We start from the raw sequence: 14011 nt of genomic DNA, 5'->3' as shown, positions 1-14011 counted from the left end.
TATCGGACGTGAGCTGGATCTATGTCACCGAACCGGGGGCAAAGCTTAATCGGCAGGGCGGACGATATGTGATCAGTCGTGAGAATGAAACGATCTGCGAAGTACCGTCTGCCGTGGTAGAAGGTGTCACATTGTTTGACTCTATCCAGATATCATCATCCGTCATTGTAGATTTTTTGGAAAGAAATATTCCTTTGACATGGATCTCCTCGACAGGACGCTTTTTCGGCCGCCTGGAATCCACGGATCATCAGAATGTATTGCGCCAGAAAGAACAGTTTGACGCGTTGGCAGATAAGGACTTCTGCCTTGCGCTTGCGAAAAGAGTTGTGTTTGGGAAAGTATATAATCAAAGAACCATATTGCGGAATTATAACCGCCGTGCCGAGGATCCATTTATTGAAAAAGTAAGAAGTGACATACGGATATTAGCAGATAAGCTGCATATGGCTCATTCCGTCGAAGAAGTCATGGGATATGAAGGGATGATGGCACGAATCTATTTTCAGGCGATAGGGCATATCCTTCCTGAAGAATTCCGGTTTGAAAAGCGTACGAAGCGTCCTCCCCGGGATTATTTCAATTCCCTTCTTAGTTTCGGGTATACCCTCCTTATGTATGATTTTTACAGTGCAATCGTAAACTGCGGCCTTCATCCTTATATAGGATTTCTTCATGCACTGAGAAATGGACATCCTGCATTAGCGTCCGATCTCATGGAACCATGGAGACCGGCTGTGGTGGATGCTTTCTGCCTCTCCCTTGTGACGCACCGGGAAATATCTAAAGATTATTTTGTGAAAGGAGAAAATGGGGGGATTTATCTGAATCGGATTGGACGGCGCATATTCCTGCAAGCATATGAAAGGAAAATGCGTACGGTGAATCGTTATTTTCAGGGAACATATTCCTGGCGCCATACCATACAAATGGAATGTGACTCCTATAGTCTTGCTGTGCATCAAAGAGATGTAGAGAAATTAAAGCCGATGGTTATACGATAATGGAAGAAATAGAAATCAGAGTGCGGCCGACAGACGATAATCGGTATATTGTTCTCATCATTTATGACATCACGGATAATAAAAGAAGATTATCTATGGTACGCTGTCTGGAGCAGTTTGCCGTGCGCGTGCAAAAATCCGCATTTGAAGGATTTCTGACACCCAAACAATACGAATGTATATCGGAACTGGCGAGCAGAATCATAAATGCGGAGCAAGATTCATTGCGTATTTATATTCTCTATGACCATACAAGAGTAAGATCGTGGGGCATAGGTGATATAAAAGAAGACGATGTGATAATATATTGATTAAGAGGAATTGGAGACGGTACAATATGGATGAAAAAAAGATTTAATCCGCGCCGATGCCGATGGGTACGGAGAGAAATGTATGGATTGCGTCAGAGGGGAGCCTTTTTGTGCAAGGAAATGGAGGATCCGCCGAAAGATAGCAAAAATGTTCAGACTTGGCGGCATATCATAACGACAGTATAAAAAAAGAATCCCCGAATGAGGGGACGGAAACTGCTTGAGATTTTCATGATGTCCTCACTTTCCGCCCATTATAAAAAAAGAATCCCCGAATGAGGGGACGGAAACAGGCAAACGGCATTGAAGTCGTCGTGGACGATAGTAGCTGTGATAAAAAAAGAATCCCCGAATGAGGGGACGGAAACAACGTTGGTACTGTAGGGCACTAACTCAACTTGCCCGATATAAAAAAAGAATCCCCGAATGAGGGGACGGAAACTTCAGCATATGGTACAAGTTCCAGTATCCCCACGGCGTATAAAAAAAGAATCCCCGAATGAGGGGACGGAAACTTTGCAAGAACCTGCCAATAACGCTACTGATTTTCATCAATAAAAAAAGAATCCCCGAATGAGGGGACGGAAACGACTTTTATTAAATTCCCCTTTATGTTGGGGAACATGAGGCGATAAAAAAAGAATCCCCGAATGAGGGGACGGAAACCGTCGACGACGACAGTGACACCACAGCTGGCGTCCTCATATAAAAAAAGAATCCCCGAATGAGGGGACGGAAACGCGTACATCAACTTTCTTTCCGCTGTTCAAATAAAATCATAAAAAAAGAATCCCCGAATGAGGGGACGGAAACCTAAGAATTTTTTTCTGAACGCATTCTGATATTTTGTATAAAAAAAGAATCCCCGAATGAGGGGACGGAAACGTGTTTTATCTTGTCTCTCGTGTCATCCATATCTATATACCATAAAAAAAGAATCCCCGAATGAGGGGACGGAAACCCAACGTGGTCAGGAAATACCTGTCCAACCAGGAAAAGGGAAATAAAAAAAGAATCCCCGAATGAGGGGACGGAAACTAGCGACGGCGATCACTCCGTTCGGGCTCCCCTCGATATTGAATAAAAAAAGAATCCCCGAATAAGGGGACGGAAACGCCAGATCATTAGGATTATTCGTTTCATACTTGCGGACAATAAAAAAAGAATCCCTGAATGAGGGGCAGAAAAAACGATGATGGAGTAATTTCAATGTTTCAGTATGCAGATTGCATTTGACTATTGCATTTCTTTTTACTTACAATAATAAGAAAGGAAGAGAGTGGTAAATAGAGAGGCGCTATGGGAAATACAGCTTTCGGACGGATGGGTGAGGATCGGGCTTGTTTGTACCTGGAGGAGAAGGGGATGACTTTGGTCACCCGGAATTTCAGGTGTAAACATGGGGAAATCGATCTCATCATGAAGGACGGAAGCGTTTTTGTATTTATCGAGGTAAAGACCCGGCGGAGCCGTTTATATGGGGAACCGATTGAGGCGGTGACTGTGTATAAGCAGCGGCATATCCGTTATACAGCGGAGGTATTTCTTTTAGCGCGTCATTTGCATGATGTCCGGATCCGTTTTGATGTGGTGGAAGTCATGATGGCGCCGGGGCGTGCGGTGCGCTTACGTCATACAAGGAATGCGTTCTGAGAGAGGGAGATGCCATGTTTGCGCAGGTGTTTGGGACATGTACGTTTGGGTTGAATGGTCATGTGATTACTGTGGAGGTGGATATCAGCCGTGCGTCACCGGCTTTTGATATTGTCGGGCTGCCTGCGGTTTCTGTGAAGGAGTCGAAGGAGCGTGTCCAGTCGGCGATACGGAATTCCGGATATTTTTTTCCTATTGAAAAGGTAACGGTGAATTTGGCGCCTGCGGATTTGAAGAAGGACGGTTCCTGTCTTGATCTGCCGATTGCCATGGGGGTACTGGCGGCAAGCGGGGTGATTCCGAAAGAGGCTCTTGCATCGGTGATGTTCATCGGAGAGCTTTCTTTGCAGGGGGAAATACGCTCGGTGCCTGGTGTGCTTTCCATGGTTCTTGCCGGACGGGAAGCGGGGATTTCTACTTTTTTCATGAGCCCTGCAGTTGCCGGGGAGGCTCTTCTTTGTGAAAATGTGACTGTGTACGCGCCAAAGACGCTTGGCGAACTGGTGGAGTATCTTTTGGGGCATAGCCCGATGGCTCCTGCCAAGCGGCGGGAAGCGGCGGAATCTAAGTTGAGTGATGTGGATTTTGCCGAGGTGCAGGGACAGATCATGGCGAAGCATGCTATGGAAATAGCGGCGGCAGGGTCCCATAATGTCCTTATGACGGGGCCGCCCGGATCAGGGAAAACGATGCTGGCACGCCGCATCACGACGATTCTTCCTCCGATGACGCGGGAGGAGGCTCTTGAGGTGACAAAGATTTATTCGGTGGCCGGACTGTTCAAGGCGGAGGATATCATCCGTGAGCGTCCGTTCCGCAGTCCTCATCATACGATTTCCATGGCCGGGCTTATCGGCGGAGGTACGATTCCTCGTCCCGGCGAGGTGACGCTTGCCCATAACGGTGTTTTATTTTTAGATGAACTTCCTGAGTTTCCACGGGCGGTGCTGGAAGTTCTCCGGCAGCCGCTGGAGGATCGGGAGGTGCATATTTCAAGGGTAAATGCATCTTTTGTATATCCTTCCGATTTTGTACTGATTGCCGCAATGAATCCTTGTCCCTGCGGATATCTTGGGGATCCTGACCATCCCTGTACCTGCAGTGATGGAGAAATACGGAGTTACGGCAGAAAGATTTCCGGCCCTCTTTTGGACAGGATTGATTTGCATGTGTCGGTGATGCGTCCGAAGTATAGTGAACTCACAGCAACGATTAAAGGGGAATCTTCAGTACGGATTGCGGAACGTGTAGCAGCGGCAAGGGCCATGCAGTCGGAACGGTTGTCTAAATGGCATATGCAGAATAATGCGCAGATGGGGCACCGCCAGCTTCGGGAAACCTGCCGTTTGGATGCGGAGGGGTCGGAGCTGCTCCGTGAGGTTTTTGAAAAGCTCCATTTATCCGCGAGAAGTTATGACCGCATCATTAAAGTATCCCGTACGATTGCCGATTTGGCAGGTACGTCGGAGATTAAGCCCGAGCATGTGGCGGAAGCGCTCAGTTACAGAAATATGCTTCCCCGGAGGTCATGATGGATATATTCGCGGCGGCGCTCCCCGGTTGTCCAAGACTGGGAGCCAAACATATGCGGACTCTCATAGAGGCGTTCGGAACGGCGGAAGATGTGTGGAAGGCTTCCGATAAGGAGATTGTGGAATCTCATTTGCTGAAAGGAAAGACGGAAGCGTCTTTTTTGGCGTACCGGAAAGAAACGGAGCCTGAAGAAATAGGGGAAAAGTTATACCGGCTGCAGATTCGCTGTGTGACATGGGAGGATGATTTGTATCCCCCGCTTTTACAGACGACGGCAAATCCTCCGGCTGTTTTATTTTATAAAGGAAATAATCCCGTTTTTGAGAAAACGGTGGCGATTGTAGGATCACGGAAAGCGACGCCTTATGGCGTGCAGACGGCAGAACGGATAGCCTGCGGTTTGGCTGAAAATGGAGTGACGGTAATTTCCGGCGGCGCGCGGGGGATCGACAGCGCTGCGCATGAAGGGGCATTGCGCGGAGAAAGCCCGACGGTGGTGGCGCTTGCCTGCGGGCTGGATCATGTATATCCTCCGGAAAATAAAAATTTGTTCCAAAAAATCATTGATAATGGCGGTACGATTATTTCTGAATACCCGCCGGGTACGCCGCCTCTGGGGAGGCAGTTTCCCGCAAGGAACAGAATTATCGCGGGAATGAGCCGGGGGATTCTTGTGGTGGAAGCGGCAGAACGGAGCGGCGCTCTTATTACCTCTGACTTTGCTTTGGAAGAAGGACGGGATGTCTTTTCCGTTCCGGGAAATATTTGGCTCGATTCGAGCAGAGGAACCAATCATCTGATACGGAGCGGGGCGATTTGCTGTACGTCCTACGAGGATATCCTTTCTGAATACGGGTGGAACGAAAAGAGTATTTCTTCCAAGAAGGAATCTCCTGAACAGTTGACATTGGAAGAGGAAGTGGTGTATCGTTTCTGCTGTACAGGAGAGGAAGTGACGGCGGAGGATATTCTCCAGCAGTCAGGAATGTCGGTGATGAAGATTACGATGCTCCTGCTCCGGCTTCAGCTTAAAGGGTTTATAAAGGAAACGGGATCCGGCCGGTTTATTACAACAGGACGCGGATAATATAAATGAGATATATGCTGTATTTCATGTAGTATAGGGAGGGTATTTTGGCTATACAGATTACGATCACCGTGAAGGATAAGAAGAAAAGATCTTCTGCCGGGGAAAAACTTTTCACAAGGAAACCGAATGCCAAGGGGAAACACCTGATTATCGTGGAGTCTCCGGCAAAGGCGAAGACGATTGAGCGTATTTTGGGCTCCGATTATAAGGTGCTTGCCTCCATGGGTCATTTACGTGATTTGCCGCAGCGTACGCTTGGTGTGGATGTGGCAAATGATTTCAAGCCGGAGTATGTTAGTTCGGCGGAACGGGCCGATGTCATTGAAAATTTGCAGAAAGAAGCCAATAAGTCGAAAGATATTCTTCTGGCAACGGACCCTGATCGTGAAGGGGAAGCCATTTCCTGGCATTTGTCGAAACTTCTTGATGTGGATCCCCGGTCAAATGCGCGTATCGCCTTTCATGAAATCACGCCGCCGGCGATTAAAGAGGCGGTACTCCATCCCGAACCGATTGATTTAAACCGTGTAGATGCCCAGCAGGCACGCCGCGTGCTTGATCGTCTTGTGGGGTACAAGCTTTCACCGTGGCTGTGGAAGCAGATTTACCGCGGCCTTTCCGCGGGACGTGTACAATCGGTAGCGACACGTCTGATTTGTGAAAGGGAAGAAGAAATACGGGCGTTTAAGCCTGTGGAATACTGGACGGTGGAAGGGATTTACCGTACGGAGGAAAAGGAAAGTTTCAAGGCGAAACTGACGCAGGTTGACGGGAAGGAAGCAAAAATTAATAATGCAGAGGAAGCGGATCGGGTTGTCAGGGGGATTTTAAAACAACCGGCAGAAATCACTTCAGTCACAAAAACGAAAAAGCAGCGTAAGGCAAAACCGCCGTACACGACTTCCACGATGCAGCAGGATGCGGTCAACCGTCTTAATTTCGGCTCCAAAAAGACGATGGCTCTTGCCCAGATGCTTTATGAAGGGATCGAAATACCGGGTCACGGACATGTAGGACTGATTACATACATGCGTACTGACTCGACCCGTATTTCCGATGAAATGATCAAGCAGGTACGGCCGTACATTGAACGTGTTTATGGGAAAGACTATCTGCCGCCTAAACCGAATGTATATGCCAGGGGGAAGGATTCTCAAGATGCCCATGAAGCGATTCGTCCCACGAATCTGCAGTTTGCTCCGGATATGCTGGCGGCCGTTTTGTCCCGTGACCAGCTCCGGCTGTATACATTGATCTGGAACCGATTCCTTGCAAGCCAGATGGCGCCCCAGATTTCCCAGGCAACGAATGCAGTGCTCCAAAGCGGCATTTACACACTTCGCGCGACAGGGACGCAGATATTGTTTGATGGATTTACGGTACTCCGGACGGTAAAAGAAAAGAAGCAGGATAATGAAGAGCTTCCTATTCTGCCGGCGCTCCATAAAGGACATACGGTACTCAATACAAAGGCGGAAGGAGAGCAGCATTTCACCGCGCCGCCGCCAAGGTACACGGAAGCCAGCCTGATTAAGACACTTGAGGAGAAGGGGATAGGCAGGCCGTCTACATATGCGCCTATTTTGGATACCATCCAGAGGCGTAAGTATGTGGAAAAAGAGGGAAAACAGTTTGTTCCCACAGATATCGGGTTTAAAGTGACGGATCTTTTAAAGAAATATTTTGCCGGTATTGTCAGTGTGGATTTCACCGCGCAGCTGGAAACCTGGCTGGATAAAATTGCTGACGGCAAAGCGACGTATAAAAAGGTCATGAGCGGGTTCTGGGATGTTTTTGAGAAGGAACTGCAGAATGCCAACCTGGAGGCAGCGAAGGCGAAGGAAGAAAATCAGGAAGTATCCGATGTAATCTGCGAAAAATGCGGTGCCCATATGATTGTGAAGATGAGCCGTTACGGGAAATATCTCGCCTGCCCGAATTTTCCTTCTTGCAAAAATATCAAGCCTTATCATACGGGAGAAGAAAAGGAAGAGATTTCCGATGTGGATTGTGACAAGTGCGGCGCGAAGATGGTGTACCGCCAGGGGCCGTACGGCAGATATCTGAAGTGCCCGGAATGCGGGCAGAACAAAGCGATCGTTATTGATACAGGCATAGAGTGTCCGAAATGCCATGAGGGGCATTTGGTGAAGCGCCGCTCAAAGCGGGGACGTTATTTCTATGGCTGCAGCCGTTATCCGGCCTGCGATATGGCAGTCTGGGATGAACCGGTTAATGAGTTCTGCTCTGTCTGCGGCGCGATCAAGGTAAAGAAGGTTCGGAAAAATAAGGAAGAAGAGCTTATCTGCTCTAATCCCGAGTGCACAACGCATCCGAAAAAGAAAACTGTAACGAAAACTTCGGCAGCAAAGAAAAAGACAACAACTGCAAAGAAGACGACTGCCGGGGCGGCGGGGAAAACCAAAACAGGAGCCGGTGATTGATGGAGAAGGTTACGGTAATCGGAGCCGGTTTAGCAGGAAGCGAGGCTGCCTGGCAGCTGGCGGAAATGGGGGTTCCCGTGAAGCTGGCGGAAATGCGTCCGGCAATCGGAACGCCTGCCCATCATACGGGATATTGTGCGGAACTGGTGTGCAGCAATTCTTTCCGTGCGGCGGCTCTTACCAATGCGGTAGGACTTCTGAAAGAAGAGATGCGCCGGCTCGGGTCGGTGATTATGGAATGTGCCGATGCCCACCGTGTCCCTGCAGGCGGTGCTCTGGCGGTGGATCGTAACGGATACGCGGCGGCAGTGACAAAAAAGATAAAAAGTCATCCGCTGATTGAATTTGTCAATGAAGAAATCAGGGAAATACCGGAAGAAGGGATCGTGATTATTGCGACCGGGCCGCTGACGGACGGCGCTCTCGCAAAAAGCATAGAAAAATTCTGCGGCGGCGAAGGACTTCACTTCTATGATGCCGCAGCGCCCATCGTGATGAAAGAATCCCTTGATATGGACATCGTGTACCGGATGTCCCGCTACAATAAGGGAGAGGCGGCATACCTGAACTGCCCCATGAACGAAGAGGAATACAATGCATTTTATGAGGCGCTCAGGACGGCGGAGACAGCGGAAGTCCACGGGTTTGAAGAAGGAAATGTCTTTGAAGGGTGTATGCCTGTGGAAGTGATGGCGCAGCGCGGTAAGGATACGATGCGTTTCGGGCCGATGAAACCGGTAGGACTTCCTGATCCGCGGACAGGGAAGGAACCGTATGCTGTTGTCCAGCTGCGTCAGGATAATGAAGAAGATACGATGTACAATATTGTCGGCTTCCAGACTCATCTGAAATGGGGCGAGCAGAAACGGGTTTTTGGCATGATTCCCGGACTTGCTGGTGCGGAGTTTGTCCGCTATGGCGTGATGCATCGGAATACCTATATCCATTCGCCCGATTTACTGGAAGCCACTATGGAAACGCGGGCACGGAAGGGACTCTTCTTTGCAGGGCAGATGACAGGCGTCGAAGGGTATGTGGAATCGGCGGCATCGGGAATCGCGGCAGCCTATTCCGCTTTCGCGCGGGCGGCGGGGAAGGAGCCGCGGGCATTCCCGAAGGAGACGGCAATTGGCGCGCTCTGCCATTATATTTCTCATTTTATCGGAAAGAATTTCCAGCCGATGAATGTGAATTTCGGATTGCTGCCTCCTTTGCCTGAAAAGGTGAAGAAAAGAGAAAAGAATGAAAGACTGGCGGCGCGGGCATTGTCAGTCTTGGATGAGTTTATAAAGGGATAAAGAGGAGCCGTTTCTTTCAGGGGACGGCTTTTATCGCGGGGTATAATAAAGGAAGTGAACTTACTATTACCTGAAACATAAAAGTACAAGGAGGAAATATGTTTACTGCAACAACAATACTGGCTGTAAAGAAAGACGGACATACGGCTGTGGCCGGTGACGGGCAGGTCACGATGGGCAGCGCCGTGGTGATGAAGAATACGGCGCGGAAGGTGCGCCGCCTGTATCATGGAAAGGTCATTGCCGGATTTGCCGGTTCTGTAGCGGATGCATTTGCTCTTTTTGATAAGTTTGAAGGAAAACTTTCTGATTGCAATGGAAATCTGGTGCGTGCTGCCGTGGAGTTCGCCAAAGAGTGGAGGCGGGATCGGGTGCTCCAAAAGCTGGAAGCTCTTTTGATTATGACGGATGGCGACCATTTATTTCTTGTATCAGGCAGCGGAGAGGTTATCGAGCCGGATGACGGCATACTGGCAATCGGGAGCGGCGGAAATTATGCTCTTGCCGCAGCTCGCGCTTTGTGTTCGGTGTCGGATTTATCAGCGCGGGAGATTGCGGAACAGTCACTCCATGTGGCGGCGGATATCTGCGTATATACGAATCATAATGTGATTGTGGAGGAAATAGGATGAAAGATCTGACACCACGGAGAATTGTGGAATATCTTGATGAATACATTGTGGGACAGCAGAATGCGAAACGGTCTGTCGCTGTCGCCCTGCGGAATCGTTGGCGCAGCAGCCGGCTTCCTAAGGAAATAGCCCGTGAAGTAAGTCCGAAAAATATTCTTCTTATCGGTCCCACCGGAGTGGGAAAAACGGAAATTGCCCGCCGCATTGCTGCGCTGACAGGTGCCCCTTTCGTAAAGGTGGAAGCGACGAAGTATACGGAAGTCGGCTATGTGGGCCGCGATGTGGAATCTATGGTGCGCGACCTGGCGGAAGAAGCGGTGCGCCTTGTGAAGAAGCAGGAATCAGGTCGTTATGGGAAAGATGCGGAAGAGGCGGCGGTGCAGAAAATTGCTGAAATCATGTGGCCTGCAAAGAAAAAGGAAACGAGATCTCCTATGGAAATTATTTTAGGGGAAAAGGCGGAGAAGACAGGTGTTTCAGATGAAGGGGAAAGGGAGAGAAGAAAGAATCTGCTTGCCCGTATCAGGAGCGGCGAATTGGACGACCGCCAAATAGAAGTGGAATTGGAAGAAAAAGGAAATATTGAAGATACAGCGGACAATGAACAGGCGAATCGGATTTCTCAAATATTCGCATCCATGATGCCGAAAAAGATGAAGAAGAGGAAAATGACAGTGCGCATGGCCAAAACTGTTCTTGCGGAGGTTTCTGCCGAAGAGATGGTGGATATGGATGTTGTCCGTGACAGGGCGGTTGCGCTTGCTGAAGAACGGGGCATTATTTTTATTGATGAAATCGATAAGATTGCGGGGAGACACGGTGCATCCGGCGGGCCTGACGTATCCCGTGAAGGGGTGCAGCGGGATATCCTTCCCATTGTGGAAGGGGCGACGGTGAAGACCAAGTACGGACGAATAAAGACGGATCATATTCTTTTCATGGCGGCTGGTGCGTTCCATGTATCAAAACCGAGCGATTTGATTCCTGAGCTGCAGGGACGGTTCCCGATCCGTGTAGAATTAAAAAGCCTTACAGAGGAGGATCTGCGGAAGATTTTAACAGAACCGCGGCAGGCTTTGATCCGGCAGTACACGGCGCTTTTGGAAACGGAAGGCGTCACAGTGACGTTTACGGAAGATTCTGTCAGTGCGATTGCGGAAATCGCATCTGTGGTGAATTCGGAAACGGAAGATATCGGTGCGAGGCGGCTTTATACGATTCTGGAGCGGGTACTGGAGGAGCTGTCTTTTGAAGCATCTGAGCTGGAAAATAAAGAAGTTACCATTGACGGTACTTATGTGAGGCAAAAGCTTGGGGAAATCACGAAGGATATGGATACATCAAATTACATTTTGTAAAAAGAAGAAAGGGAGCCTCCAAAACGGCTCTCTTTTTAATGTAAAGGTCGTAAATGAAATAAGTTGACGAAGGGATTGTCGAAAATTATAATGAAGGAAAGTTCTGAAAGGAAAAGGAGGATATTATGCGCAATGAAATACTGGAGTATTTCCGCAAAGCAAATGGAAATTATGTGTCGGGGGAACAGATATCCAGAGATTTAAACGTATCCCGTACAGCAATCTGGAAGCATATCAATATTCTGAAAAGCAGGGGATATATTTTTGAATCAAGCACACGGAAAGGATATCGGCTGATTTATGCGCCGAATTTACTGACACCTTTGGAAATTGCCAGTGTTCTCCATACGGAAACGCTTGGAAAGAAAGTGGTTTATTTTGAATCGACACCGTCCACAAATGAAGAAGCCAAAAAGATTGCAAGGGAAGGCGCGGAAGAGGGGACGATCGTCGTGGCAGAGGAACAAACGACCGGCCGCGGACGCCTTACAAGGCATTTTTATTCTCCTTTTGCGAAAGGGATTTGGTTTTCTGTCATTTTCCGTCCCACGTTTTTCCCGATGGAGGCATCAAAGAGCACGCTCCTTGCAGCAGTAGGAGTCTGCCGCGGTATCCGCCGTCTCGGACTTGCTGATGCAGGTATCAAGTGGCCCAACGATATTCTCTATCATGGGAAGAAATTGGTGGGGATGCTTTGCGAGATGTCGGCTTCTATGGAAAAGATTGATTATATTATTATGGGAATCGGCATCAATACGGGAGTGAAGGAAAAGGAATTCCCTGAAGATTTCCGCGGCCATGCGACGTCTTTCCTGAACGAAGGGGTTAATGTGTCCCGCCGGGATTTGCTGGCAGCCGTCCTGGCCGAGCTGGAAGCGGAGTATAAGCTGGCACAGACGGAAGGGTTTGGCCGCGTACTTGATGACTGGCGGAAATTATCCGTGACTCTTGGCGAAGAGGTGCGCGTGATTTTCGGCAATGATAATTATACTGGCAAAGCTGTGGATATTGATGATGACGGCTGCCTCCTGGTAGACACCGGCAGGGAAGTCCGCCGCGTAATGGCAGGCGATGTTTCCATCCGTCCGGCAGATGCGCCAATTCCGCAAAGATAAAACAGAAAAGAAGTAAAATAATTTATGGACAGAAATAAATTTCATTATATGTCGGGTGCCGCTTTATTTGCGGGAATCATGGCGGTACTTTCCCAGTTTGCTTTTCCCGTCGGGGCGGTGCCGGTTACATTACAGACGTTTGTTTGTGCTTTTGCCGGTGGTGTCCTTGGCTGGAAATGGGGCGCGGTTTCTATTTCCGTGTGGCTTCTTCTTGGCGCACTGGGCGTTCCTATTCTTACGATGGGCAAGGCAGGGGTTGGTATTTTCCTGAGCCCTGTGGGCGGTTATTATATCGGATTTATTCTTATGGCCGGTTTCAGCGGGATATATCTTAAAGAAAAAAGCCGCTTTTTCACCCAGGGAGTATTTGCGCTTCTGGGGCTCATCCTTTGCTACGCGTTGGGGACAGTTTGGTTCATGATGTACTTTTCTCTTGGTTTGGGGAAAGGAATGCCGCTTTGGACAGCCCTTACGATGACCGTTTTCCCTTTTATCGGATTTGATCTCATCAAAGTGGCCGCCGGTGTATTCTGCGGCATACGTATACAAAAAGCACTCCGAAACGCGGGACTCTTTTTAAATGAATAAATTTAATGAAAGGCGGATCCTCTGCCTTTTTTGCTTGACAGAATCGAGTCTTTATTGCATGATACACATGTGATAAATTACGGTTTCGTGATTTATAAACCAAGAGGGGAAATCCGGATCCGGAGGCACCTTTATTCTGAGAGGCGATGAATAATGCTGCTTGCTTTTGATGTAGGGAATACAAATATTGTCTGTGGTATTTACCGTGGAAAGGAATTGCTCAATCACTGGCGTCTGGCAACGGATACACTCCAGACTGCTGATGGCTATGCCAGTGTGTTGGGAACGCTGTTCCGTATTAACGGACTTCAGTTTTCCGATATTGAAGATGTCATTATTTCAACAGTGGTACCGCCGATTATTCCTATCCTTGAATCTCTTTCGCGCCGTTATTTCAGCGTGAATCCCATTCTTGTGGGACCGGGGATTAAAACGGGGCTGAATATCCTTTATGACAACCCGAAAGATTTGGGGGCTGACCGTATCGTTAATGCGGTAGCCGCCATCGCTGAATATAAGTGCCCTCTTATTGTTATCGATTTGGGAACGGCGACAACGTTTTGTGTCATCGATGAAAAAGGGAATTATCTTGGCGGGGCTGTTGCTCCGGGGATCAGTATTTCCATGGAAGCCCTTTTCCAACGGGCGTCCAAACTGCCGCGTATCGAACTGTTAAAACCGAATTCCATTATTTGTCGAAATACCGTGTCTGCCATGCAGGCAGGGATTTACTACGGCTTCGTGGGACAGATTGATGAAATCGTTACCCGTATTAAAGCGGAAATGAAACGGAACGATATCAAGGTCATTGCTACGGGCGGTCTGGCGACGCTTATGGCGGGCGCATCCCGAACGATTGACAGGGTGGATTCCATGCTTACTTTGAAAGGTCTTTTGATTCTCTATGAAAAAAACAAGGGGGATCGGAAACCATGTATGTAAAAAATACTTGAAATTTCAGTCAGTGCCGGTTATAATATGGAAC

Annotated in this window: 12 protein-coding genes and 1 CRISPR repeat array; all 12 genes read left to right on the top strand. The window is 48.6% G+C overall.

What is annotated here, in order from left to right; translation table 11 throughout:
* The first annotated feature begins 8 nt into the window (after nucleotides 1–8).
* The 12 genes from cas1 (at nucleotide 9) to GCWU000321_RS02505 (ending at nucleotide 13968) form a co-directional block, all read left to right on the top strand.
* Entirely contained in the window at nucleotides 9–1004 is a 996-nt protein-coding gene (gene cas1 / locus GCWU000321_RS02560; protein ID WP_007069528.1) for a CRISPR-associated endonuclease Cas1, read from the top strand.
* Nucleotides 1004–1315, top strand: a complete 312-nt coding sequence (cas2, locus tag GCWU000321_RS02555; RefSeq protein WP_007069527.1) for a CRISPR-associated endonuclease Cas2 — start codon at nucleotides 1004–1006, stop codon at nucleotides 1313–1315. The genes cas1 and cas2 overlap by 1 nt, the downstream gene beginning before the upstream one ends.
* A 182-nt stretch (nucleotides 1316–1497) precedes the next feature.
* Nucleotides 1498–2504: direct repeats of the CRISPR family, unit length 35 nt; unit sequence ATAAAAAAAGAATCCCCGAATGAGGGGACGGAAAC.
* 110 nt (nucleotides 2505–2614) lie between these two features.
* Entirely contained in the window at nucleotides 2615–2968 is a 354-nt protein-coding gene (locus GCWU000321_RS02550; protein ID WP_007069524.1) for a YraN family protein, read from the top strand.
* Between the two features lie 14 nt (nucleotides 2969–2982).
* Complete coding sequence (locus tag GCWU000321_RS02545; RefSeq protein ID WP_007069523.1) at nucleotides 2983–4500, top strand: YifB family Mg chelatase-like AAA ATPase; 1518 nt, start codon at nucleotides 2983–2985, stop codon at nucleotides 4498–4500.
* A complete protein-coding gene (gene dprA, locus GCWU000321_RS02540; protein WP_007069522.1) occupies nucleotides 4497–5588 on the top strand; it encodes a DNA-processing protein DprA in 1092 nt (363 codons plus the stop codon). Before GCWU000321_RS02545 ends, dprA begins: the two co-directional genes overlap by 4 nt.
* A 47-nt stretch (nucleotides 5589–5635) precedes the next feature.
* Complete coding sequence (topA, locus tag GCWU000321_RS02535; protein ID WP_007069521.1) at nucleotides 5636–8035, top strand: type I DNA topoisomerase; 2400 nt, start codon at nucleotides 5636–5638, stop codon at nucleotides 8033–8035.
* Complete coding sequence (gene trmFO / locus GCWU000321_RS02530; protein ID WP_007069520.1) at nucleotides 8035–9333, top strand: methylenetetrahydrofolate--tRNA-(uracil(54)-C(5))-methyltransferase (FADH(2)-oxidizing) TrmFO; 1299 nt, start codon at nucleotides 8035–8037, stop codon at nucleotides 9331–9333. The genes topA and trmFO overlap by 1 nt, the downstream gene beginning before the upstream one ends.
* Before the next feature lie 98 nt (nucleotides 9334–9431).
* Nucleotides 9432–9965 (top strand): ATP-dependent protease subunit HslV, encoded by a 534-nt coding sequence (gene hslV, locus GCWU000321_RS02525; RefSeq protein ID WP_007069519.1) that lies wholly within the window; start codon nucleotides 9432–9434, stop codon nucleotides 9963–9965.
* Nucleotides 9962–11323 carry an ATP-dependent protease ATPase subunit HslU gene (hslU, locus tag GCWU000321_RS02520; protein ID WP_007069518.1) on the top strand — a complete coding sequence of 454 codons (1362 nt, stop codon included), beginning with the start codon at nucleotides 9962–9964 and terminating at the stop codon, nucleotides 11321–11323. The genes hslV and hslU overlap by 4 nt, the downstream gene beginning before the upstream one ends.
* A gap of 125 nt (nucleotides 11324–11448) precedes the next feature.
* Complete coding sequence (locus GCWU000321_RS02515; RefSeq protein ID WP_007069517.1) at nucleotides 11449–12438, top strand: biotin--[acetyl-CoA-carboxylase] ligase; 990 nt, start codon at nucleotides 11449–11451, stop codon at nucleotides 12436–12438.
* 24 nt (nucleotides 12439–12462) lie between these two features.
* On the top strand, nucleotides 12463–13026 hold the full coding sequence (locus GCWU000321_RS02510; protein WP_007069516.1) for a biotin transporter BioY: 564 nt from the start codon (nucleotides 12463–12465) through the stop codon (nucleotides 13024–13026).
* 153 nt (nucleotides 13027–13179) lie between these two features.
* Nucleotides 13180–13968, top strand: coding sequence for a type III pantothenate kinase (locus GCWU000321_RS02505; protein WP_007069515.1), 789 nt, complete (start codon nucleotides 13180–13182; stop codon nucleotides 13966–13968).
* The last annotated feature ends 43 nt before the right edge of the window (nucleotides 13969–14011 follow it).

Source organism: Dialister invisus DSM 15470 (assembly GCF_000160055.1).
GTDB lineage: Bacteria > Bacillota > Negativicutes > Veillonellales > Dialisteraceae > Dialister > Dialister invisus.
Note: the sequence above shows the minus strand (reverse complement) of the source record. Positions and strands in the feature narration are given on the sequence as shown.